Genomic DNA, 23,596 nt, shown 5'->3' on the forward strand with positions numbered 1-23,596 from the left:
GCGGGGGTGTGATTCGTCAAGATTTTGACGCCCCGATTTCGAGCGCCCGCCCGCATGACCGACGAACTGAACGAACCTCTTGGACGAGAGCCCAGGCGTCCGGCTGCGGACGCGGCGTCTTCGCCCCGCCGGCCTGTCGTCGCAGTCGCCGGCGCGCTCGTCGCGGCGGGGGCGATCGCGCTTTATCTCGCCCCGAAGGACCCGTTCGGCGGCGAGCCCTACGCCGTCGCGAAGATCGAGCCGGCCAAGCCGCCGGAGCCCGCCTCCGCGCCGCCGCCGCAACAGCAGCAGACCGTCGCCGCGGCCGAGCCGGTCCTGCCCGGCAATGAGTTGGGGATAAGCGAGATCGAGCAGCTTTCAGGCGTGAAAGTCACGCGCCATGGCGGCGAGGGCTCGACGGCCCGCATCATCCGCATCGATCCGCCTTCGGGCGTGAAGCTCGCCCCCGCCCCTGACCGCCGCGTGGTCGAGAAGGGTCGCTACGGCCTGCTGCCGCGCATCGGCGCCGACGGCGCGCGGCCGATGGACGTCTATTCCCGCCCCTTCGTCACCGGCCCGACGATCAAGCCCGGCGCGCCGCGCCTCGCGCTCGTTGTCGGCGGGCTGGGGCTCAACGCGCAATATTCGCTCGACGCGATCGAACAGCTCCCCGAGGGCGTGACGCTCGCCTTCGCGCCCTACGGGACCGATCTCGACCGCCTCGTCGCGCAGGCGCGCACGCGCGGGCACGAGGCTTTGCTGCAGGCGCCGATGGAGCCTTTCGACTATCCGCAGAACAATCCGGGGCCACACACCCTCGTCACGGGCGCGCAGGACGGCGGCGCCGACGATATGCAATGGCTGATGAGCCGTTTCGCGGGTTATGCCGGGGTGATGAACCATCTCGGCGGGCGCTTCATGGCGGATGAAAACGCGCTTTACGGCGCCTTGAGCGAGATCGCCCAGCGCGGGCTATTCTTCCTCGACGACGGCGCCTCGCCGCAATCCCTTGCGGGCAAGCTGGCGCCCAAACTGTCCCTGCCCAATGGCAAGGTCGACGTGATCCTCGACCAGCGCGCGACGCCGCAATCCATCGACGCGGCGCTCGCCCAGCTCGAAACGCTGGCGCGCGACAAGGGCGCGGCGATCGGCTTCGCCAACGCGACGCCCGCGACCGTCGCGCGCATTGCGCGTTACGCGCGCGATCTGGAGCGGCGCGGCATCGCGCTCGCGCCCGTCTCCGCGACGCTCGCGCCGCGCGGCGCCTCTTCGGCAGATGCGGGGCGCGGCCAATGACCCCGCCCGACAGCCGTTACCGCCCCTGCGTGGGGGTTACCCTCATCAATGCGCAGGGCCTCGTCTTCGTCGGCCACCGCAAGGGAAAAGGCGCCTTCGATCAGGTCGCCGAACCGTTTCTCTGGCAGATGCCGCAAGGCGGCATCGACGAGGGCGAGACGCCATTTCAGGCGGCTTTGCGCGAATTGCACGAAGAGACGAACGTCACGAGCGTCGAGTTCGTCGCCGAGGCGCCGCTCTGGCTCTCCTACGACCTGCCGCCCGACGCCAACAAGCGCTGGAGCGGCAAATATATCGGCCAGACGCAGCGCTGGTTCGCCCTGCGCTTTCTGGGCAGCGACAGCGAGATCGACATTCACGCGCCGGGCGGCGGCAAGCACAAGCCGGAATTCGACGACTGGCGCTGGGAGAAGCTTTCGAAGCTTCCCGATCTGATCGTGCCGTTCAAGCGACAGGTCTATCTGGAGGTGGTGGGGGCTTTTAGGGAGTTCGCAGCGGAATAGTCGGCGCGCGCTTTCATCTTCATGAGAGTCGTCAGGGCGCTGACCAATCGGGCTGACGCCCCTCGTGCTTCGAGACGCCTGCTGCGCAGGCTCCTCAGCATGAAGGGCTTCTTCTTCTGCGCAGAACACTTAGGCCTCATGCTGGAGACCTTTGCACGAAACGTTTCGGCGTGATTCACTCCCGGCAGAGCGGGAGGATGATCATGCCGAAGCGCCGGGTGGGCCAGCTTGATTTTGTCGATGGGTTGGTTGCCCAGCGCCCTCAATCCCGGCCTTCGGCTCTGATGGAGATCGCGCGCCTCGTCGATTGGGCGCCCTTCGAGAAGCTGCTCGGGGCGATTCCGGTCGCGGCGAGGGGCGAGCCCTCCTATCCGGCGCTCGTCATGTTCAAGGCGCTGCTCCTTCAGCGATGGCATGGCCTTTCCGATCCGGAAATGGAGACGGCGCTGGCGGATCGCCTGAGCTTCATGGCTTTCGCCGGCCTCGCGCTCGGCGATCCGACGCCGGATCATTCGACCATCTGGCGTTTCCGCGAGAAGCTTGGGAGCCATGATCTGCTCGACCCGTTGCTGGCGGAGGCCAATCGCCAGATCGAGGCGGCGGGGCTCATGGTCAAGCAAGGCACGCTGATCGACGCGACGCTGGTGACGAGCGCCGCCAGACGCCCGCGCATGGATGAAGGAAAGACAAGTTCGACCGACAAGGAGGCGCGGTTCGGCACGACCAATGAGCGCGGCCGTTTCGCCTTCAGCTACAAGATGCATGTGGCGGTCGACGCCGGCTCCGGCCTCGTGCGCGACATGAGGCTGACGCCGGCCAATGTGCAGGACGTCTCGGTCGCGCCGCAACTTCTCGATCAGGCGGCGGGGACCGTCTATGCGGATCGCGGCTATGACAGCGACGGACTGCGGTCGGAGCTTGCGCGGCGGGAACTGGGCGACGGCCTCATGCGCCGCAAGCGCGGCCGGCCCCTGACGGAAGCGGACGTCGCGCGCAATCATGAGCTGTCGCTGGTTCGCCGCGCGGTCGAAAGCCTATTCGGCACGATGAAGCGAACTTATCGGCTCGGCCGCATGCGCGCCTTTTCGCAATTACGCAACGCCGCCGATCTCACGCTCTTCTGCCTCGCCTTCAATCTACGTCGCTGGCGCGTCCTCGCGGCGCAGTGAAGGCAAGGCGGACGCCCCGGGGAGCGTCCGCCCAGCGCTGGCCTGTCCAGGCGAAGCATCCCCGCCGCCCAAACCGACAGATCCAACAGCGGCCCACGGGCCGTTAAACCCGTCTCGCGCAAGACACCCGCTTCCGTGCAAAGGTCTCCAGCCTGAGGAGCGAGCGAAGCTCGCGTCTCGAAGGACGAGGCCGCCTCGGAGGTTTGTCAAAAATCTGAGGGGCGGCGCGCCCCATTTATCCGCAGTCGCCAAACGTCCCCTATCTTTGCCGCGCCTCGTCACTTGCAGGGGCGTCGCCTGGGTCGGCGGCGCCAGCGGGGCCGGTCAAGCAGGGAGCGGCGACCCTCGCTCCAGCGGATTTCGGCGTCGCTCGCCGGGCTTCTCCATCGTGCGGAGGCTTGAAAGCTGGGCGGAATTGAACGGGGCGCGATTACCGAAAGGGAAAGCGTCCGCGACCGGCGGCGGCGCATAAGAAACCTTGCGACGCGCCCGGTTTGCGTAAGGCAAATCGGGAAAGAAGCGGCTGTCGTCAGGCGGTCGCGCTGGAAGGGGGAAACGCATTTGCGCAGATCCCGGCCGGAAAGGCGCCTCGCGAATAAAGACCGCGGCCGGGACGCTTCGTCGTCGTGCGCATTTATTTTCCACGCACTCGGCCGAACGGGGCCGGGGCGTCCCGGCCTCCTGTTGCAACCCGCGCCGGGATTTGGCGGCGGGCGCTTTCGCGCGCTCTCACGCCCCCCGCACCAGCCTTGCCGCGAAAAATCCGTCTATCCCCGCAAGGCGCGCGTCTTCGTTCGGCCAATAGCTCGGCAGCGTGCGAAGATCCCCGTCCTTGTTGATGAACTCGGCCGGCACGCCGTCGGCGGCCGTCACCGGCTCGCGGCGGAAGTCGGGGTTGCGGCGCAGGAAGGCGGCGATTTGCTGCTCGCCTTCCTCGGGTTCGAGCGAGCAGGTGCAATAGACGACGCGGCCGCCGGCTTTCGTCAGCAGCGCGGCGCGGGCGAGCATTTTGGATTGCAGCGCGGCAAGCGTTTCGATGTCGCCGGGCTTCTTTGTCCAGGGCACGTCGGGGTGGCGCCGCGCGGTGCCGGTGGCGGAGCACGGCGCGTCGATGAGAATGGCGTCGAAGGGCTGCGCCTGATAGCCGGTGGCGTCGCCGACCGCGATGTCGGCGCGAAGATCGAGCCGCGAGAGATTGGCGGCGAGGAGCTTCAGGCGCTCGGCGGAACGGTCAAGCGCGACGACATGGGCGCGGGTGAGCGCGAGCTGCGCGGTCTTGCCGCCGGGCGCCGCGCACATGTCGAGCACGCGCTCGTCGGGCTTCGTCGCGAGAAGCCGCGCGGGCAGCGCGGCGGCGGCGTCCTGCACCCACCACTCGCCGTCGCGATAGCCGGCAAGCTCCGTAATCGGCGCGCGGGACCGGAGGCGAACGGAGCCCGTCGGCAGCACGACGCCGTCGAGCTTCTCGGCCCAGTCTTCCGGATCGGATTTCACCGAGACGTCGAGCGGCGGCTCCTGCATATGCATGGCGACGATGGCGCGCGCGGCGTCGTCGCCATATGCCTTGCGCCAGCGCTGGGCGAGCCAGGGCGGCGCGTCATATTCGCCGCCGGCGGCGATCTCCAGAAATTCATCTCGGCGCCGCGCGAGATTGCGCAGGACGCCGTTCACCATGCCCGAATAGGCGCCGGTCTTGGGTTCGAGCTTCGTCGCGCGCACGGCGAGGTCGATCGCCGCGTGGTCGGCGGCGTCGAGAAAGAGAAGCTGCGCGGCGGCCGCTATGAGCGTGTATTCGAGCCGCCCGGCCTGACGCGGCAGGCCCTTTTCGAGGAGTTCGCCCAGAACGTGGCGGATGACGCCGAGGCGGCGCAGCGACACGGTGGCGATGGAGCGGGTCAATGCGACGTCGCGCGGATCGAGGCCCGTGAGACGGTTGGGAACGGCCTGCGGCGAGAAGCATTCGTCCAGCCGATGGCCGCCCTGCACCACGTCGCCGATGATGGCGGCGGCGGCGAGACGGGCGGGCAGACCGGGTATCTTGGCGGCTTCGGCCTCGCGCGCCGCCTCGGCGGGCACAAAGCCTTGCCGGGTGGACTGCCGCGCTGGTTTCGACCGCCCGGGGAATGATCTACTATCGCTCAAACGGCCGTCTCCACAGGTCCCCAGCTTGATGCGAATCATATCACAAGGGGGCGCGCGGCGGCGAGAAAGTCAGGCGTCGACCATGTCCGAAACCACAAGAGAAAGCGGCGACGCCAAGCGCCGCCCCAAGCCGCTAAAAACACAGCGCAATTTGTCGCCGGAAGCGCAGCGGGCCCTCGCCGAGGCGCAAGCGCGGCGGAAAGCGGCGACAGCGCCGACTCAGCCTGATGAACGCGGCGGACGCGGCGGGCTCGACCCGGCGCGCTATGGCGACTGGGAAGTGAAAGGGCTCGCGAGCGACTTTTAGAGCCAAGGCGGATCTGGGTCCGCCATTGCGAGCGCAGCGAAGCAATCCAGGAGTCGGATGAGGCTCTGGATTGCTTCGTCGCTGGCGCTCATCGCCATGACGGAGAGCCTTACCCGACGCCCTGCGCCCGCAGAAAGGCGACCATCCGGCCCCAGGCGTCATGCGCGTCCTTCTCGCGATAGCTCGGCCGGTAGTCCGCGAAAAAGCCATGCGGGGCCTTGTCGTAGATGATGATGTCCGCAGGCGCGCCGGCGGCGTCGAGCTTGTCCTTCATCGTCAGGATGAGGTCGTAGGGAATGCTCGGATCGTCGCCGCCATAAAGGCCGAGCGTCTGAACCTTGATCTCGCCCGCGACGTCGATCGGCCAGCGCGGCTGCTCTTTCGTGCGCGCGCCGTCGAGGCGGCCGTACCACGGCACGCAGGCGGCGAGGCGCGGATTATGCGCGGCGTAGAGCCAGGCGATGCGCCCGCCCCAGCAGAAGCCGGTGATCGCCGCATGCGACGCGTCGCCGCCCTTGCCCTCCGCCCAGGCCAGCGCCTCGTCGAAGGCGGTCATGGTTTCAGCGTCCGGAACCTTTGCGACGATGGCGCGGATCGCATCGATGTCCGGCGCGGTCATGGGGTCGCCGTGGCGGATGAGAAAATCGGGCGCGATGGCGAAGACGCCGATTTTCGCGAAGCGGCGCACAATGTCGCGAATATGCTCGTGCAGTCCAAAAATTTCCTGCGCCACCAGAACCACGGGCAAATTGTGGCCGTGGTGGGGTCGCGCATAATAGGCGGGCGCGCCGCAAGGCAACGTCGCGAGCCCCGTCTCCAGTCCCTCCGCGTCCGTGCGGATGACGTGGATCGACACCTCCCCCGCCGCGGCCGCGAAGCCCTTGTCATTCTTGTCCTGCGTCAACGTCGCCCCCTCCCGCTTTTTATCTCGCACAGGTTGCGCGCCTCGGCGCGGGACCGCAAGCGCCGTAAACCGTCTTTTCGCGCCGCAAAACTTGGCCTTCTCATCCGGGATAAAAGGGCGTATATCGCGGCGCCATTTGCGGGAGGGACGCCCTTTCGCGCAGGAGGGCTGCGTTCGTGTTTGCCCGGAAGGTCGTGGTCGAGCCAGCTCCCTCCCCTCGCGCGCCGGTTTGCGCGCATCCCCAATTTTCCACAAGGATCCCTTCATGACGCAGCAAACGAGCGCGGAGCAAAAAACCGCGCCGGTCCGTGAGCAGGGGTCCGAGGGTCACGGGCACGAGCATGGTCACGGCAAGAGCGGCCTTCTCGGCCTCGTCATCGGCTCGATCGGCGTCGTTTACGGCGACATCGGCACGAGCCCGCTTTACGCGCTGCGTGAGTCGCTCGCCCATCAGGTGCAGGCGGACCAGCTGACGGAAGAAGGCGTCATCGGCTCGATCTCCCTGCTGATCTTCGCGTTGATCTTCACCGTGACGATCAAATACATCTTCTTCGTCATGCGCGCCGACAACCGCGGCGAAGGCGGCATCCTCTCGCTGATGGCGTTGGCGCAGACCGCGCTCGGGCGGCAGACGAAGATCGCGTTTCTGCTGGGCGTCGGCGGCGCGGCGCTCTTTGCGGGCGAAGCGATGATCACGCCGGCGATCTCGGTGCTCTCCGCCATCGAGGGCCTGGAGCTTGTCACCCATCGCTTCAGCGAATTCGTGATCCCGATCACGATCTTCATTCTCGTGACGCTGTTCTGGGTGCAGAGCCACGGCACGGCGCGCGTCGCGGCCCTCTTCGGGCCGATCATGATCGTCTTCTTCCTCACGATGGGCGTGCTCGGCGCGTCGCATATCGCCGATGCGCCGGAAGTGCTTCGCGCCTTCAATCCGCGCTACGGCGTCGAGTTCCTGCTCACGCATGGCTGGCTCGGCTTCACCGTGCTCGGCTCCGTCTTTCTGGCGGTGACCGGCGTCGAGGCGCTCTATGCGGATATGGGCCATTTCGGCCGCTTCCCGATCCAGCTCGCCTGGCTCGGATTCGTTCTGCCCGCGCTGCTCCTCAACTATCTCGGCCAGGGGGCGCTCGTCCTGTCGCATCCGGAGGCGGTCGGCAATCCCTTTTTCCTGATGGCGCCGGACTGGCTGCTGCTGCCCCTCGTCATCCTTTCGACCATGGCGACGACCATCGCCGCGCAGGCGGTTATCACCGGCGCCTTTTCGCTCTCGCGTCAGGCCATCCAGCTCGGCCTGCTGCCGCGTCTCGAAATCACGCACACTTCGGCGATGCTCGAAGGGCAGATCTATATCGGCCGCATCAACCGGCTGCTTCTCGTCGGCGTGCTGCTGCTCGTCGTCGCCTTCAAGAGCTCCTCTGCGCTTGCCTCCGCCTATGGCATCGCCGTGACCGGCACGATGGTGCTGTCGACGTCGCTGCTCTTCATCGTCGCCTGGCGCAAATGGGGCTGGCCGCTCTGGCTCGCCATTCTCTTTGCGGCGTCCTTCCTGGTCGTCGAGTTCACCTTCCTCGCGGCGAACATGCTCAAGATCGTCGAGGGCGGCTGGGTGCCGCTCGTGCTCGGCGGCTGCGTGATGCTCGTTATGTGGACCTGGGTGCGCGGCACGCGGCTCCTCACCGAGAAGACGCATCGCGACTCGATTCCAATCATGGAGCTGATCGAGATGCTCCAGAAATCGAAGCCGACGCGCGTCCCCGGCACCGCCGTCTTCCTGACCAACGACCCCAACGTCACGCCCACCGCCTTGATGCACAATCTCAAGCACAACAAGGTGCTGCACGAGCGCGTGCTGATCATCTGCGTGCGGACCGAGAACCGCCCCCGCGTCGCGCCGGAAAAACGATTCGAACTCACCCGATTGTCCGACGACTTCTCGAGCGCCGTCCTGCATTACGGCTTCATGGAGAGCCCGCGCGTGCCGGCGGCGCTCGTCCTGATGCGCAAGGCGGGCTTCAAATACGACATCATGACCACGAGCTTCTTCCTCGGCCGTCGCACGGTGAAGGAAAGCCCCGCGTCCGAAATGCCGCCCTGGCAGGACAAGCTCTATGTGGCGCTCACCAAACAGGCCGCGAACGCCACGGACTTCTTCTCCATTCCATCCGACCGCGTGGTCGAACTCGGCGCGCAGGTCACGATTTAATCGCTCTCATTTTTTGGAGCCGGTTCAATGACAAAGCACGCGCCAGTCGACGCCGGAAACATTTCGGAAACAAATGGGGATCATGCCAAGCACTCGACGCCGGCGCTCATCCTCGGCTCGATCGGCGTCGTCTATGGCGACATCGGCACGAGCCCGCTCTACGCCCTGCGCGAATCCCTCTCGCACAGCGTGAAAGCGGACGCGCTGACGGAAGACGCCGTCATCGGCGCGATCTCGCTTCTCATCCTCGCGCTCATCGTCACCGTCACGCTGAAATATGTCGTCTTCCTCATGCGCGCGGACAATCGCGGCGAGGGCGGCACGCTTTCATTGATGGCGCTGGCCGAATCTTCGGTCGGCGGCCGCTCTCTTGCGATCTTTCTTCTCGGCGTCGCGGGAGCGGCGCTTTTTTCTGGCGACGCCATCATCACGCCGGCCATCTCGGTCCTCTCGGCGGTGGAGGGCCTCGAACTCGTCGCGCATGGCCTGAGCGACTACATCATGCCGATCGCGCTGACGATCCTCATCACCCTCTTCTGGGTGCAGAGCCACGGCACGGCGCGCGTCGCCGCTTTCTTCGGCCCCATCATGGTCGTCTTCTTTGCGATCATCGGCGGTCTCGGCGCCTTGCATATCGGCGACGCGCCGCAGGTGCTCTGGGCCTTCGACCCGCGTCAGGGACTTTCGTTCCTCTTGAACAATGGCTGGCTCGGCATCGCCATTCTCGGCTCGGTCTTTCTCGGCGTGACGGGCGCGGAGGCGCTCTATGCCGATATGGGCCATTTCGGGCGCTTTCCGATCCAGGCCGCCTGGATCGGCTTCGTGCTGCCGGCGCTGCTGCTCAATTATCTCGGCCAGGGCGCGCTGATCCTGTCGCGGCCCGAGGCCATCGACAATCCCTTCTTCCTGCTGGCGCCGGACTGGGCGCTGCTGCCCCTCGTCCTGCTCTCCACCGTGGCGACCGTCATCGCCAGCCAGGCGGTCATCACCGGCGCCTTTTCGATCGTGCGGCAGGCGATCCAGCTCGGCCTGCTGCCGCGCCTCGAAATCACCCACACTTCCGAGAAGCAAGAGGGGCAGATCTATATTGCGCGGGTCAATCGCCTGCTGTTGCTTGGCGTGCTGCTGCTCGTCATCGCCTTCCGCAGCTCGTCGGCGCTCGCCTCCGCCTATGGCATCGCGGTCACGGGCACCATGGTGGTGACGACGGCCCTCGCCTTCATCGTCGTGCGCTATGACTGGAAGTGGCCGCTCTGGCTTTGCGTCCTCGTCATCGCCTCCTTCCTCACAGTCGATCTCGCCTTCCTCGCCGCCAATCTCACAAAGGTCGTCGATGGCGGCTGGGTCCCGCTGGCGCTCGGCGGATGCTCCATGATCGTGATGTGGACCTGGGTGCGGGGCACGCGGCTGCTCAAGGAAAAGACCCATCGCGACTCGATCCCGATCATGGAGCTCATTCCCATGCTCGAGAAATCGAAGCCGATGCGCGCGCCCGGCACCGCCGTGTTCCTGACCAACGACCCGAATGTCGCGCCCACCGCGTTGATGCACAACATCAAGCACAACAAGGTGCTGCACGAGCGCGTGCTGATCCTCTATGTGAGAACCGAAAACTGCCCGCGCGTCGAGCCGGCAATGCGCTTCGAGCTGACGAAGCTGGCGGACGGCTTCGACCTCGCCGTCCTGCATTACGGCTTCATGGAGAGCCCGCGCGTGCCCGCGGCGCTCGTCTTGATGCGCAAGGCCGGCTACAGATACGACATCATGACCACGAGCTTCTTCCTCGGCCGCCGCGTCGTGAAGGAAAGCCCGGCGTCCGAAATGCCGCCCTGGCAGGACAAGCTCTATGTGGCCCTCACCAAGCAGGCCGCGAATGCGACGGACTTCTTCGCGATTCCGTCCGACCGGGTCGTGGAGCTGGGGGCGCAGGTGACGATCTGACCCGGCTGACGATCCGCCCCCTCGGACGGCGCTCTGCGACGCCAGAGGGGGTGGACGGGAGGCGGGCCAGGGACTAAGCCTGCGGTCGAAAACGGGCGGGAGAACCGCCGAACCGGAAAGACCTGAAATTCTGATGTCCACCCGTATCGACGACCGTTTCGCCGCCCTCAAGGCCGAGGGCCGGGCCGCCCTCGTGACCTTCGTGATGGCCGGCGATCCCGACCCCGAGACCTCGCTCGCCATCGTCAAGGGCCTGCCTGCGGCGGGCGCCGACGTGATCGAACTCGGCATGCCCTTCACCGATCCCATGGCCGACGGCCCGGCGATCCAGGCGGCGGGCCTGCGCGCCCTCAAGGCCGGCATGACGCTGAAGAAAACCCTGAAGCTCGTGGCCGACTTTAGGGCCGGCGACAACGCCACGCCTATCGTGCTGATGGGCTACTACAATCCGATCTATGTCTATGGCGTCGACAGGTTCCTCGCCGACGCCGGGGGTGCCGGCGTCGATGGCCTGATCGTCGTCGATCTTCCCCCCGAGGAGGATCAGGAGCTCTGCATCCCGGCGCGCGACGCGGGGCTGAACTTCATCCGCCTCGCCACCCCGACCACCGACGACAAGCGCCTGCCCAAGGTCCTCGAAAACACCTCCGGCTTCGTCTATTATGTCTCCTTGACGGGCATTACGGGCGCGGCGCTGGCGGACTATGCCGGCGTGAGCGCGGCCGTGAAGCGAATCAAGGGGCACACCGGCCTGCCGATCGCGGTGGGCTTCGGCGTGAAGAACGCCGACAACGCCGCCGAGATCGCACGCAACGCCGACGGCGTGGTCGTCGGCTCGGCGCTGGTGGACGCTTTGAAAGGGTCTCTCGGCGCGGAGAACAAGGCGACCGAGAAGAGCGTCGAGGCTGTGACGTCGCTCGTCGCCAGCATCTCGGCGGGCGTGCGCGCCGCGCGCGCCGCGACGGCCCCCGCCAAAAATGGCGGCGCATTTTCCTGGCTCACGAGGCTTTGGGCATGAACTGGTATTCGAACGTCGTCCCGCCGAAGATCAAAGCCCTCATCAAGCGCGAGGCGCCGGAAAATCTTTGGGTGAAATGCCCCGACAGCGGCCAGCTCGTCTTCCACAAGGACATCGAGGCCAATCTCTTCGTCGTGCCGAGCTCGGGCTATCACATGCGTTGCCCGGTCGACGTGCGCCTGACGAGCCTGTTCGACAATGGCGAACTGGAGTTGCTGCCGACGCCGGAGGCGCCGGTCGATCCGCTGAAGTTCCGCGACATCAAGCGCTATGTCGACAAGCTGAAGGAATATCGCGTCAAGACCGGCGCGCAGGACGCGGTGACGCTCGCCACGGGCAAACTGGACGGCTCGCAGGTGACGGTCGCCGTGCAGGACTTCGAGTTCCTCGGCGGCTCACTGGGCATGGCGGCGGGCGAGGCCATCGTCGCTGGCGCGGAGCATGCGCTCGCCAAACGCACGCCCTTCATCATCTTCACGGCTTCCGGCGGCGCGCGCATGCAGGAAGGCATGTTCTCGCTCATGCAGATGCCGCGCACGACCATCGCCGTGCAGCGCCTGCGCGACGCGCGCCTGCCCTATATCGTCGTGCTCACCAATCCGACGACGGGCGGCGTCACGGCCTCCTACGCCATGCTCGGCGACATTCAGATCGCGGAGCCCGGCGCGCATTATCGGCTTCGCCGGCGCGCGCGTGATCGAGCAGACCATTCGCGAGAAGCTCCCCGAGGGCTTCCAGCGCGCGGAATATCTGCGCGACCATGGCATGGTCGACATGGTCGTGCCGCGTCAGGAAATGCGCGAGACTCTCGCGCGCCTGTGCGGCCTCCTGACCAAGTCCCCGCCGCGCCGCGCCGCCTGATCTTTCGAGAAAGGCGCGGCCGCCATGGATCAGCATGACGCGATCCTGTCGCGACTGCTCACGCTCCACCCCAAGAAGATCGACCTGTCGCTCGGCCGCACCGAGCGGCTGCTGGAGGCGCTCGGCCGTCCGGACCTGCGCCTGCCGCCGACGATCCATGTCGCCGGCACCAACGGCAAGGGCTCGACCATCGCCTTCCTGCGCGCCATGCTCGAGGCGGCGGGCAAGAGGGTGCATGTCTACACCTCGCCCCATCTGATCCGTTTCAACGAGCGCATAAGGCTCGGCGCGGAAGGCGGCGGCAAGCTTGTGGACGACGAACGCCTCAACGCGATTCTGGAGCGCTGCGAGGAGGCCAATGGCGGCCAGCCCATCACCTTCTTCGAGGTGACGACAGCGGCCGCCTTCTCGCTTTTCGCCGACAATCCCGCCGACTGGCTGCTGCTCGAAACCGGCCTCGGCGGTCGCTACGATTCGACCAACGTCATCAAGAACCCCAAGGCGACGATCATCACCTCCGTGTCGCTGGACCACATGGAGTTTCTTGGCGACACGGTCGAGAAGATCGCATTCGAGAAGGCGGGCATCTTCAAGCGCGGCGCCCCGGCGATCATCGGCTTCCAGTCGGAGGCGGCCGAAAAGGTTCTGGAGCGCGAAGCCCGCCGGGTCGGCGCGCCGCTTTCCGTCGCGGGCCAGGATTTCCATGTGCGGGAGGAAAATGGCCGCCTCGTCTTCGAGGACGAGCGCGGGCTGCTGGACCTGCCCCTGCCCCGACTGCCCGGCCGCCACCAGCACCAGAACGCCGCCAACGCCATCGCGGCCTTGCGCGCCGTCGCCCCGGAGATTCCAACGAGCGCCATCGAGGCGGGCCTGACCCGCGCCGAATGGCCCGCCCGCCTCCAGCGCCTGCTGCGCGGCCATATCGTCGACGCCGCCCCGGCGGGCGCCGAGGTCTGGCTCGACGGCGGCCATAATGAAGACGGCGGCCGCGTGCTGGCCGAAGCCATGGCCGAATTCCACGATCGTTCGCCCCGCCCGCTGGCGTTGATCTGCGGCGCTCAGACGACGAAGGACGTGCGCGCGCTGCTCAAGCATTTCGCCGGCCTCGCCCGCGAGGTGGTCGCCGTGCCGGTCGAGGGCGAGCACAAGAGCTGGCCGCCGGAGGAAGTGGCGACGCTCGCGAAGGCGGAAGGCATCCCATCCACCGCCGCCGCCAACAGCGTCGAAGAGGCGCTGCAAATCCTCTCCGCGCGCGCCTTCGACCAGCCGCCGCGGGTGCTGATCGCCGGTTCGCTCTATCTCGCGGCGGCCGTGCTGTCGGCGAACGGGTCGCAGATCGAGTAGCGCCGCGCTCAATTCACAGAAGCGACAAGAGCGTATAAGGAGGGTCCGCATCGCAGGCGGACGCTCCCTTCTCCCGCAAGCGGGAGAAGGGGTCGCCGGCTATTTTCTTGGGAGCCCGAATAAATGACCCTGATGTTGGCCAGCGTTCTGTCGCGCGAAGAGGCGGAGATCGCCCTCGCCTATGGGGCCGACATCGTCGACTGCAAGGACCCGGCCCGAGGCGCGCTCGGCGCGCTGCCCCTCGCCAAGGTCGCCGAGATCGTCGCCGCCGTGAACGGCCGCCGGCCGGTCAGCGCCGTGGTGGATCTGCCCCATGACGTGGCCCAGGCGCGCCGCGCCTTCGAGGAGGCGATCAAGACCGGCGTCGAATATGTCAAATTCGCCCTGCCGCTGACGCCGGACGCCGATGAAATGGTCGCAGCGCTCGCGCCCCTCGCGGAGCGGGTCAAGCTCGTCGGCGTGCTCTTCGCCGATCTGCGGCCGGATTTCGCGCGCCTGCCCGCTCTGGCCAAGGCCGGTTTCCACGGCGCCATGCTGGACACGGCGCATAAGGAGAATGGCCGCCTCATCGACATCATGACCGTCGGCGCCCTCTCGGAATTCACCGAGCGCTGCCGCGAGCTGCGGCTCGCCGCGGGCCTCGCCGGCGCGCTGGAGCCGCCGGACGTGCCGCGCCTTCTCGTCACCGGCGCCGACGTCATCGGCTTTCGAGGCGCGCTTTGCGCCCATGGCGACCGCAAGGGCGCGCTCTCGGCGCCCGCCGTCGCGCTCATCCGCGACCTCATCCCGACGCGGCGCGACGTCGTGGAGGAGATGGCCGCCGAATGGTCGCTCATCGCGCGCGGCTTCATCGAGCCGCCGGGCGCGAACGACACGGACTGCGTCTTCCTGCACGATTATATCGTGCCGATGGAAGTCGGCGCCTACGCCCATGAATACGGCCATACGCAGCGCGTGCGCTTCAATGTCGACGCCGAAGTGAGCCGCATCGAAGTCTCTGACGACATGCGCGCGGTTTTTTCCTACGACGTCATCATGGACGCGATCAAAATGATCCTCTCGGGCGGCCATATCGCCATGGTGGAGACGATCGCGGAGCGTCTAGCGGAAAGCGTGCTGCTGCATGAACGCGTGCGCTCGGTGACGGTGCAGGTCGAAAAGCTCGACGTCGCGCCGGGCGCCGTGGGCGTGAAGATCCGCCGGGAGCGCCATGAGGGCGCCCGCCGTTCGACCCCGAGCTGACGCGATGACGCGGGCGCCTCTCCTCGTCGTCAAGATCGGCGGTTCGCTCCACGACTCGCCCAATCTCGCGCGCTGGATCGAGGCGCTGAAGCGCTGGCCGCATCGCCTGACGCTGGTGGGCGGCGGCGGCCCCTTCGCCGATGCGGTCCGCGCCGCGCAGCCGAAATTGCGCTACTCCGACGAGACAGCCCACGCCATGGCCGTGCTCGCCATGGAGCAATATGCGCTGGCGCTTTCCGAACTTTACGGTCTCGACCTCGCCGCGACGCCCGAGGAAATCGAGGTCATCCATGCGGCGGGCCGCATCGCGCTGTGGCGCGCCTCGAATATGGTCTGCGCCGCGCGCGACATCGTCCCCGGCTGGGAGGTGACCTCAGACAGCCTCGCGGCCTGGCTCGCGCGCCAGACCCGCGCCGACGCATTGCTGATGATCAAGAGCGTCGATATCGGCGCCGATTCTGCTTCTGCGAGCCTCGCCTCGGCCGGCATTGTCGATCCGGCCTTTCCTGATTATGTCGGCGGAACGCCCGTCTACGTCGCCGGTCCACGCGCGCTTCCCGATGCGGGCGCGCGTCTCGCCAGCGGCGCCCTGCCCGGCGCGCCTGTCGTCTCCCCAACACAGAAGATCGCTTCATGACAAAAAAGAAAGACGTCGTCACGCCGCGCTGGGGATGGGCGCTCACCGGCTCCGGCCATTTCTTTACCGAATGCCTGGAGATGATCCGCTCGCTCGACCATTGCGACCTCTTCGTCAGCAAGGCGGCGGCGGAGGTCGTGCGGATGTACAAGCACGATCTCAACCTGCCGGACACGATCCGCATCTTCAAGGACACGACCGCGAGCGCGGCGCCGGTCGGCGGCTTCTATTACAATGTCTATCACACGCTCGTCGTGGCGCCGGCGACTTCCAACACCGTGGCCAAGGCCGTCGTCGGCATCTCCGACAATCTCGCGACCAACGTCTTCGCCCAGGCCGGCAAATGCCGCGTTCCGACAATCGTCTTCGCCTGCGACACCGCGCCGGAGCTCGAGACCCGCGCGCCCAAGGGCATGGTGATGGTCTATCCGCGCCGCATCGACCTCGAGAACACCGACAAGCTCAAATCCTTCGAGGCGACGCAGGTGGTGGAGAGCCTCGCCGCTCTCGTGGAGGCGGTGGAGCGCCGCAAGCGGGAGCTGGCGGAGCACGCGTGATCGACACCGCTTCACACACTCCCCTGGAGCGCTTTCCGCTGGAGTGGAAACTGGTTCGGCGCGAGAAAGCGCGTCGAAACAAAAAGCTGGAGCCACGATCCGATGCAATCGGATCGGAAACGGCTCTGGAGGGGGAGCGTGGGCGCGAAGCGCCGGGGCGGGGTAAAGCCGCTATCTCACATTCGATTGCGACCTCCGCCCGCAGGAAAGCACAGTCATGACCGAGCGCCTCCTCTTCCTCACCGGCCATCTGGCCTATCCGCGACTCGAGCGGATGGTCGCGGGCTTTGGCGAGGCGGCGCAGGGCTGGCGCGTTCACGATATCGGCGTGAAGGTCGCGGCGCTCATGACGCAGGAGATCATCCAGCGCCGCCTGCCGCGCCCGCTCGAGGCCGACCGCGTCATTTTACCGGGTCGCTGCCGCGCCGATCTCGACGCGCTGACGACGGATTTCGGCGTGCCCTTCGAGCGCGGGCCGGAGGAGGTCGCGGACCTTCCCGCATATCTGGGCCGCGGCCGGACGAAGCCGGATCTCTCGCGCTACGACATGCGCATCTTCGCCGAGATCGTCGACGCCTCGAAGATGAGCGTCGAGGAAGTCGTCGCCAAGGCGCTTGAGCTTGCGCGCACCGGCGCCGACGTCATTGATCTTGGCTGCCTGCCCGACACGCCCTTCGATCATATGGAGGAGACGATCGCGGCGCTGAAGGCGCGGGGGCTGAAGGTCTCTGTTGATTCCGCCAATGTCGCCGAGCTGACGCGCGCCGCGAAGGCGGGCGCAGATCATCTGCTCAGCCTCGACGAAGAAACGCTCTCTATTCTGCCCGACAACTCGCCGCTCGTGCCGATCCTCGTGCCGCGCCCGCATGGCGATCTCGACTCGCTGCAACGCGCCGCGCACATCGCCCGCAAGCGCGGCATCGACTTCATTCTCGATCCAATCCTCGACCCTATTCACTTCGGTTTCGCGGCCTCGATCGCGCGCTATGTGGAAATACGCGCGCGCGAGCCAGAGGCCGAGATCATGATGGGCACGGGCAATCTCACCGAGCTTACCGATGCGGATTCGGGAGGCGTCACGGCGGCGATGCTGGGCATCTGCTCGGAGCTGAACATTCGCCATCTCCTCACCGTGCAGGTGAGTCCGCATACACGGCGCACGCTGCAGGAGCACGATGCGGCGCGTCGCCTGATGTACGCCGCGCGCGCCGACCGCGCTTTGCCGAAGGGCTATAGCGACGCGCTGCTGCAGGTGCATGACAGGCGGCCTTACGCTACGACGCCCGAGGAGATCGCCGAGCTCGCGCGCGAGTTGCGCGATTCGAATTTCCGCATCGACGTCACACGCGACGGCGTACACATTTTCGCCAAGCATTTTCATTGCGTCGAGCAGGACGCGATGTCCCTTTTTCCGCATCTCAATGTGGAGCATGACGGCGCGCACGCCTTCTATCTCGGGGCGGAGCTGATGAAGGCGGAGCTCGCCTACAAGCTCGGCAAGCGCTACCGGCAGGACGAGCCGCTCGACTTTGGCGCGGCCACGGACAACAACGAAGAAGACGCGACCCGCTTCAAGGAAATGGGCCACACCATGCGCAAGGCGGGCGAGGGAAAAGGCAATGCCTCTGATTCATGAATGCGTCCTCACGACGCTCTCGCCCGAAGGCCGCCCGCATATCGCGCCGCTCGGGCTCATCGACGACGGCGACTACTGGATCGCCGCGCCGTTCCGTCCGTCGAAGACGCTCTTCAATCTCGAACACAACAAAAAGCTCACGGCCAGCTTCACCGACGACGCGCGCGTCTTTGCGGGCCTCGTCGTGGGCAAGCGCAGCTTTCCTTTGACCGACATCGAAGGCTGGCCCGCGCCGCGCCTCTCCTGCGCCCTCGCCCATGCGGAACTGGAGATCGCGCGCGTCGATGAAGACGAGGTTCGTCCGCGCTTCTTCTGCAAGGTGAAGCATACGGAATCGCATCGGCCCTTCCTCGGCATGAACCGCGCGCGCGCCGCCGTGCTGGAGGCGGCGATTCTCGCGACGCGTCTCAATATGCTGTCGCGCGAGAAGATCGACAGCGAGATCGCCTATCTCAAGATCGCCATCGACAAGACGGCCGGCCCCGCGGAACGCGAGGCGTGGGACATGGTGATGGAGAAGATCGCCGCGCATAGAGGCGCGGCGTAATCAGGCCCGCGAGCCGCGCCCGAGGAAAAACGCGCCCGCGAGCAAGCCGAGGCTGGCGATCACGGCGCCGGCGCGTAGCTGCGCCGGATCGACCGCCAAGATGCTGTTCTGCGCCCGCGCTGCAAAGCGCCCGCGCGCCCCATGGTCGCGATCGTCGGGCCCGCGCAATTCGTCGGGATCGCCGGGCAGCACGGGGTCGTTGGAAAGCTGCGCCTCATAGGCGTTGTGCGCGAGATAGCGGTCGAGAAAGCGCGGCGCAACGAATTGGCCGACGATCGACTGAACGGTCGGCGCCCCGAGCCACAATTCGCGCGGCGCGCGCGGCGCCTGCGCGGCCCCCACGATCGCATCCGCCACAGCCTCGGGCTCGTACACCGTTCCGATCGGCTGGTGACGATGCGTGAAATGCATGTGCGACCAGTCGAATTGCGGCGTGTTGACGCCGGGCAGCTGCACCATGGTCAGCCGGATGCCGCTTCTGTCGTGCAGAAGCTCGGCGCGAAGCGAATCGGTGAACCCCCGAATGGCGAATTTCGCCGCGCAGTAAGCGGATTGCAGCGGGATGGCGCGATAGGCGAGCGCAGAGCCGATCTGGATGATATGACCCTCGTCCCGGGCTCGCATGTGGCGCAGCGCCGCGAGCGTGCCGTGAACGACGCCGAGATACGTCACTTCCGTGACGCGCCTGAACTCTTCGGGCGTGATCCTGTCCACGGGTCCAACGACCGTCTCCATAGCGTCGTTGACCCAGACATTGATGCGGCCCCAACGCGCAACGACAGCTTCGGCGGCGGCGAAGACGTCGTCAGGCTTGGCGACGTCGGCGATAAGCTCGAAAGGCTGGCCGCCCGCATTCGCCACGTCGCGATAGGCGCCCTCCAACCCCTCCGGGCTGCGCGCCAGCAGGGCGACGCGGTATCCGCGCCGCGCAAAGGCGGCGGCGACGGCGCGGCCGACGCCGGCGGAAGCGCCGGTGACGACGGCGACAGGGGCTTCGTCATGTATGTCCATTCGGCGCTCCCTTTCGCGAATTACATCGGAGCGCGCGGGCCGCGGGCAACCTGAACGGCAATCGAATGACTACCCCGAACTCGCCTGTGCCTCCGTCCGCTCCGCCTCGATCGGCCGCACGGCGACGCCCAATTCTCCGGCCCCATAGGGCGCGAGCGGCACGGTGAGGCAGACGCTCTGCGCGGGCAGCACTTCACGCCAGTCCTTGATGAGCTGCTTATAGGCCTTACCGACGGCGCGCGGCTTGCGATCGAGATCGTAAAGGCCGACCGGCCAAACCCTGCCGCGGGCCTCGCGCAGTTCGATGTCCCAATCGATCTGGTCTGTGAGCGAATACCAGGTGAAGCCGACAATGGGCATGCCGCTGTTTCTGACGCGCAGGACGTTCGCCCACTCCTTGCGCAGCCATCGCACGGCCTCATCGCCGCTCGGCCCTTCGCATGTATTGGTTTCGGTGTGCATCACCGGAAGGCGGTAGCGCTCGTAATATTGGCGCGTAATCTCGTTATAGCCGAAAATCTCGCCCGAAGAGGACGTCTTGCCTTCCTCTGTCACATTATGCTCGTTGCGCCCGTAATAATCGTTTCCCATGATGCAGTGGCTCTTCAGATGCTCGCGCATGAAGAAGTCGTATTCTTCGAGGGTCATGCCGTTATCCATCAGGAAACGGAACATTTCCGAATTGACGCGCCAACCGTAATTGAGGTCGAGCGACAGAAACCGCCTTTCGTTGAGCAGCTCCGCCGGACCGAGCGCCCGCGGATTTTCCGCGTGGAAATACTCGGTCGATTCGCTTTGAACGAAGATCGCGTCGGGACGCACGGCGAGGATCGCGTACATCGCGAGAACATTGGCCTTCACGATGTGCTTGAGCGCGGCGACGAAGCCCCGGTCCGTCGTCAGCTGCTCGTTCCACCACCCATAGGCGGCCGAGAAGGTCGCGCAGACATACATCTCGTTAACGGGCGTATAGAGTTGCACGAACGGATAGCGGATCGCGAAGTCTCTCGCATAACCCGCGAAGAGCTCCGGAAAATCCGGGTTCTGGAAATCTCCGATCCAGTCCGGCACGCCGAAATGACAGAGATCGGCGATGGGGAAGATTCCGCGCGCGTGCAGGTCGCTGAAAGCGAGGTCGGAGAATTCCCAGTCATAGCGGCCGGGCCCCAGCCATGTCCTGTGCAGCGGCACGCCGTAGCGCAGCTTGTTCACCCCCAGATCTTCGACGAGGTCGAAATCCTCGCGCCAACGCCGGTAATGGCCGCAAAGCTCCATCTCGTCGATGCGCTTGCGCCCATGCGCGATTTTGGGACTGCTGTTTTCTATGCCTGTGCTGAACATGAAATAAGTCATTGCGCGCTCCTCGCCGCCCGCCGATCAGCAGTTAGCTAGAGCGCGCTCCGCAAGGCTGCGCAGCGTTCGGGATAAACTGCCTTTCAGCCGACGTGACGCTCGAGGCTCAAATATCCCCAAGGGCCGGCGAAGCCGGGACCGCCGGCCCGCCGCCAGCCGCGCGCCGTCAGCGCCCCAGCAACATAGCGATTGAACCAGCCATGGCCGACAAGCGCCGCGGGACCCGATTGACTGGCCTCGATCAGCCGTTCGGCGCAAGCGGCGGCGCGGCTGCGAAGGTCGCCGCGCGCGCTTGCGAGGGCGGGGCTGAATTCGCCGCGGGCGCGCGCCAGTCCGAGCCAGACGATGGCCGGCAGGCGCAGCGTCGCCCTGGGCGCACTCGGCGGCGCTTCCCGGAATTCCAATGAAACGACATTTGGCTCAAGACGAAGCCGCGCCAGCGTCTCGACAACACGCGGCGCATTGCTCGCAAAGACCGTCGAGATGTCGGCTACCTGCCTGAAAAGTTCTTCAGGCGGTGTCGCAGCCTCGACAAGGCCCGATGATTCGTAGGCGGCGATATACGCCTGAAAGTCCTCGAACGACAAAAGCCCCGACGCCTTCAAAGCGACGGGGCCGTGCCGGACCAGAACGATCTTGCGCAATCAGGCGGTCGCGCCAGCCTGCTTCTTCTCGATCTCGCGCTTGAGGGCGCGGGCGCCCTGCGACAGTTCCTCGTCATGCGCCTTGGCCAGGAAGGCGTCGAGGCCGCCGCGATGCTCGACCGAACGGAGCGCCGCCGCCGAGATGCGCAGGCGCACCGAGCGGGCCAGCGCCTCGGAGGCGAGCGTCACATTGACGAGATTGGGCAGGAAACGCGTGCGCGTCTTGCGATTGGAGTGGCTGACGAGATTGCCCGTCTGCACGCCCTTGCCGGTCAGCTCGCAACGCCGGGACATGGAACTTCCTTTCGAACCGTTTTAGACAATCCATGCGCCGGGAGGGGCCTTTGAGCCCACAGCCGTCAGCGGATGGGTGGAAACGACAGCAAAGGCCCGCCGCTCTCGCGCCGAGCCCTGATCGCGCGCCTTATAAGTCCAAGCCTGCCGAGCGTCAACCGGGCGAAGGCGGGAAAGGCCCGGGGAAAGCCCCTGCTGCGGCGTATTCGCCTCTGGACATTGGCCACATTCTGGGCTCTAAGCCTCATCGTCGCTCCGGGCGGGGCCCGGCGCCCTGCGCGCCATTCTTCATGCCCGGAATCATCGAAAATTGACAGAGCCGGAGCCTGTCCTCCCGCCGCGCCCGCCGTTCGGCGCCGGGCCAGAACGACAAAGGTTAGGGATTTTCCAATGGCCAAAGCAATCCTGCATATGCTCAGCACGTTGAAGCATATGAGCCCCTTCGACGTGAACATGGCCCTCGACGCCGGCTACGACGCCGCGATTCCCTACACCAACGTCACGCTCGACGAAGTCACCGCGCTCGTCCAGGACGCGATGTTCTCCCGCGCCCCCTCCGCCGCTCTGAAGACCGGCATCTTCTTCGCCGGCCGCGACGCGGTGCTCGCGCTCGACATGCTCGAAGCCGCCCAGAAGGCGCTGCTGAAGCCTTTCGAAGTGTCGCTCTTCGCCGATCCCTACGGCTCCTTCACCACCGCCGGCGCGATGGTCGCCTGCACCGAGAAGGTGCTGAAGGAAAAGAAGCAGCGCGAGCTCAAGGGCGCCAAGATCGTCATTTACGGCGCAACGGGCGTCGTGGGCTATTCCTCCGCGGTGATCGCCGCGCTGGAAGGCGCGGAAGTCACCATTGTCGGCTATTCGGGCCTCGATCGCGTCGCCAAGCAGGCTGACGAAATGTCGAAGCGCTTCAACATCAAGGTGAAGCCGGCTGACGGCAGCTCGCAGGAAATGGTGCGCAGCCTGCTTCTCGATCACGAGATCGCGTTGTGCTGCGCCCGCGCCGGCGTGCAGGTGCTCTCCAAGGCCGATCTCAACGCCGCCAAGAACCTGCTCATCGCCGCCGACGTCAACGCCGTTCCGCCGCTCGGCGTCGAGGGCTGCGGCCTGCACGACAATGGCGTCGTGATCTCCGATCACGGCGCGCTCGGCATCGGCGCGCTGGCGATCGGCAACGTCAAATACGGTACGGAATCGGGCCTCTTCAAGCAGATGGTCGAATCCGACAAGCCGCTCTGCCTCGATTTCCGTCACGCTTTCGCCCTGGCGCGCAAGCTGGTTTGAGTTAAATCGCGTGGGCCAGGTCGATCGCCGGAGCGATAGTCTTGGCAAAGTCACGCGAAACTGATTGAGTGCGCGCCGCGGAAGGCCCGCGGCGCTTCTCAAGGCCGGCGCAATTATGCGCACGGCGCTTTCCCCAAACGCCCGCCGCTGCGGCGGGGCGTAGGTTTCTTCGAAAGGAAACGCACATGGCGAAGATCAACAAGATGCTCGTCGGCGAGTCGCTCGTCGGCGAAGGCAACGAAGTCGCTCACATCGACCTCATCATGGGTCCGCGCGGTTCGGCCGCCGAGCTCGCTTTCGCGAACGCGCTCGTCAACAACAAGGACGGCTTCACGACCCTTCTCGCGGTCGTCGCCCCGAACCTGCTCTGCAAGCCCAACACGATCCTGTTCAACAAGGTCACGATCAAGGGCGCCAAGCAGGCCGTCCAGATGTTCGGCCCGGCCCAGCACGGCGTCGCCAAGGCCGTCGCCGACTCGGTCGCCGAGGGCGTGATTCCGGTCGACGAAGCTGACGACCTCTTCATCTCGGTCGGCGTGTTCATTCACTGGGACGCCAACGACGACAAGAAGATCCAGGACTACAACTACCAGGCCACGAAGGAAGCCATCGCCCGCGCCGTCGCCGGCGAGCCGAAGGCTTCGGAAGTCGTCGCCAAGCGCAACGACGCCAAGCACCCCTTCGCTCCGAACTAAGGTTCGGGCCTGGGCCAAGATTTGAAGGG

21 protein-coding genes and 1 pseudogene are annotated in these 23,596 nt (G+C 66.1%); 16 read left to right on the forward strand and 6 right to left on the reverse strand.

The features are described 5' to 3' along the window. Positions 1-54 precede the first annotated feature (54 nt). From ACPFMJ_RS08500 to ACPFMJ_RS08510, 3 genes are all read left to right on the forward strand, one after another. Entirely contained in the window at positions 55-1,275 is a 1,221-nt protein-coding gene (locus ACPFMJ_RS08500) for a divergent polysaccharide deacetylase family protein (protein ID WP_424363378.1), read from the forward strand. After that, positions 1,272-1,778 (forward strand): RNA pyrophosphohydrolase, encoded by a 507-nt coding sequence (locus ACPFMJ_RS08505; protein ID WP_424363379.1) that lies wholly within the window; start codon positions 1,272-1,274, stop codon positions 1,776-1,778. The genes ACPFMJ_RS08500 and ACPFMJ_RS08505 overlap by 4 nt, the downstream gene beginning before the upstream one ends. A gap of 203 nt (positions 1,779-1,981) precedes the next feature. Then, positions 1,982-2,947 (forward strand): IS5 family transposase, encoded by a 966-nt coding sequence (locus ACPFMJ_RS08510; protein WP_424362435.1) that lies wholly within the window; start codon positions 1,982-1,984, stop codon positions 2,945-2,947. A 729-nt stretch (positions 2,948-3,676) separates the two neighbouring features. Here ACPFMJ_RS08510 and ACPFMJ_RS08515 read toward each other — a convergent pair. After that, a complete protein-coding gene (locus ACPFMJ_RS08515) occupies positions 3,677-5,023 on the reverse strand; it encodes an RsmB/NOP family class I SAM-dependent RNA methyltransferase (RefSeq protein WP_424363380.1) in 1,347 nt (448 codons plus the stop codon). Between the two features lie 148 nt (positions 5,024-5,171). Here ACPFMJ_RS08515 and ACPFMJ_RS08520 point away from each other — a divergent pair, with 148 nt between their 5' ends. Next, positions 5,172-5,396 (forward strand): DUF1674 domain-containing protein, encoded by a 225-nt coding sequence (locus ACPFMJ_RS08520; RefSeq protein ID WP_424363381.1) that lies wholly within the window; start codon positions 5,172-5,174, stop codon positions 5,394-5,396. Between the two features lie 109 nt (positions 5,397-5,505). On the opposite strand, the gene ACPFMJ_RS08525 is transcribed toward ACPFMJ_RS08520, so the two are convergent. Continuing rightward, positions 5,506-6,300: a dienelactone hydrolase family protein gene (locus tag ACPFMJ_RS08525; RefSeq protein WP_424363382.1), complete on the reverse strand. Its 795-nt coding sequence runs from the start codon at positions 6,298-6,300 to the stop codon at positions 5,506-5,508. 265 nt (positions 6,301-6,565) lie between these two features. Between ACPFMJ_RS08525 and ACPFMJ_RS08530 the strand changes: the two genes are divergently transcribed. From ACPFMJ_RS08530 to ACPFMJ_RS08575, 10 genes and pseudogenes are all read left to right on the forward strand, one after another. Next, the gene (locus ACPFMJ_RS08530) at positions 6,566-8,506 is read left to right on the forward strand and encodes a potassium transporter Kup (protein WP_424363383.1); all 1,941 of its coding nucleotides are present in this window, start codon (positions 6,566-6,568) and stop codon (positions 8,504-8,506) included. A 27-nt stretch (positions 8,507-8,533) separates the two neighbouring features. Beyond that, positions 8,534-10,447 carry a potassium transporter Kup gene (locus tag ACPFMJ_RS08535; protein WP_424363384.1) on the forward strand — a complete coding sequence of 638 codons (1,914 nt, stop codon included), beginning with the start codon at positions 8,534-8,536 and terminating at the stop codon, positions 10,445-10,447. 133 nt (positions 10,448-10,580) lie between these two features. Further along, positions 10,581-11,465, forward strand: coding sequence for a tryptophan synthase subunit alpha (trpA, locus tag ACPFMJ_RS08540; RefSeq protein ID WP_424363385.1), 885 nt, complete (start codon positions 10,581-10,583; stop codon positions 11,463-11,465). Then, positions 11,462-12,326 (forward strand): annotated as a pseudogene (gene accD, locus ACPFMJ_RS08545) (acetyl-CoA carboxylase, carboxyltransferase subunit beta). The gene trpA and the pseudogene accD overlap by 4 nt, the downstream one beginning before the upstream one ends. Before the next feature lie 24 nt (positions 12,327-12,350). Then, on the forward strand, positions 12,351-13,670 hold the full coding sequence (locus ACPFMJ_RS08550) for a bifunctional folylpolyglutamate synthase/dihydrofolate synthase (RefSeq protein ID WP_424363386.1): 1,320 nt from the start codon (positions 12,351-12,353) through the stop codon (positions 13,668-13,670). Positions 13,671-13,793: 123 nt separating this feature from the next. Continuing rightward, the gene (locus ACPFMJ_RS08555) at positions 13,794-14,912 is read left to right on the forward strand and encodes a (5-formylfuran-3-yl)methyl phosphate synthase (RefSeq protein ID WP_424363387.1); all 1,119 of its coding nucleotides are present in this window, start codon (positions 13,794-13,796) and stop codon (positions 14,910-14,912) included. Positions 14,913-14,916: 4 nt separating this feature from the next. Then, entirely contained in the window at positions 14,917-15,549 is a 633-nt protein-coding gene (locus ACPFMJ_RS08560; protein WP_424363388.1) for a uridylate kinase, read from the forward strand. Next, positions 15,546-16,106, forward strand: a complete 561-nt coding sequence (locus ACPFMJ_RS08565; RefSeq protein WP_424363389.1) for a flavoprotein — start codon at positions 15,546-15,548, stop codon at positions 16,104-16,106. Before ACPFMJ_RS08560 ends, ACPFMJ_RS08565 begins: the two co-directional genes overlap by 4 nt. Before the next feature lie 217 nt (positions 16,107-16,323). Beyond that, positions 16,324-17,742: a DUF6513 domain-containing protein gene (locus ACPFMJ_RS08570; RefSeq protein ID WP_424363390.1), complete on the forward strand. Its 1,419-nt coding sequence runs from the start codon at positions 16,324-16,326 to the stop codon at positions 17,740-17,742. After that, positions 17,726-18,289 (forward strand): DUF447 domain-containing protein, encoded by a 564-nt coding sequence (locus ACPFMJ_RS08575; RefSeq protein ID WP_424363391.1) that lies wholly within the window; start codon positions 17,726-17,728, stop codon positions 18,287-18,289. Before ACPFMJ_RS08570 ends, ACPFMJ_RS08575 begins: the two co-directional genes overlap by 17 nt. On the opposite strand, the gene ACPFMJ_RS08580 is transcribed toward ACPFMJ_RS08575, so the two are convergent. The 4 genes from ACPFMJ_RS08580 to rpmB all read right to left on the reverse strand — a co-directional run bounded on the left by ACPFMJ_RS08580 (position 18,290) and on the right by rpmB (position 21,591). After that, entirely contained in the window at positions 18,290-19,300 is a 1,011-nt protein-coding gene (locus tag ACPFMJ_RS08580) for an SDR family oxidoreductase (RefSeq protein WP_424363392.1), read from the reverse strand. 69 nt (positions 19,301-19,369) lie between these two features. Continuing rightward, complete coding sequence (locus tag ACPFMJ_RS08585; RefSeq protein ID WP_424363393.1) at positions 19,370-20,653, reverse strand: family 1 glycosylhydrolase; 1,284 nt, start codon at positions 20,651-20,653, stop codon at positions 19,370-19,372. Between the two features lie 83 nt (positions 20,654-20,736). Further along, a complete protein-coding gene (locus ACPFMJ_RS08590; RefSeq protein ID WP_424363394.1) occupies positions 20,737-21,297 on the reverse strand; it encodes a hypothetical protein in 561 nt (186 codons plus the stop codon). Further along, positions 21,298-21,591 (reverse strand): 50S ribosomal protein L28, encoded by a 294-nt coding sequence (gene rpmB / locus ACPFMJ_RS08595; protein WP_424363395.1) that lies wholly within the window; start codon positions 21,589-21,591, stop codon positions 21,298-21,300. Between the two features lie 390 nt (positions 21,592-21,981). Between rpmB and ACPFMJ_RS08600 the strand changes: the two genes are divergently transcribed. After that, positions 21,982-22,872 carry an NAD(P)-dependent methylenetetrahydromethanopterin dehydrogenase gene (locus tag ACPFMJ_RS08600; protein WP_424363396.1) on the forward strand — a complete coding sequence of 297 codons (891 nt, stop codon included), beginning with the start codon at positions 21,982-21,984 and terminating at the stop codon, positions 22,870-22,872. A gap of 185 nt (positions 22,873-23,057) precedes the next feature. Then, the gene (gene fae / locus ACPFMJ_RS08605) at positions 23,058-23,567 is read left to right on the forward strand and encodes a formaldehyde-activating enzyme (protein ID WP_424363397.1); all 510 of its coding nucleotides are present in this window, start codon (positions 23,058-23,060) and stop codon (positions 23,565-23,567) included. The last annotated feature ends 29 nt before the right edge of the window (positions 23,568-23,596 follow it).

Origin of the sequence: Methylocystis parvus (assembly GCF_049675845.1) — a bacterium.
In the GTDB taxonomy this organism is placed as follows: domain Bacteria; phylum Pseudomonadota; class Alphaproteobacteria; order Rhizobiales; family Beijerinckiaceae; genus Methylocystis; species Methylocystis parvus_A.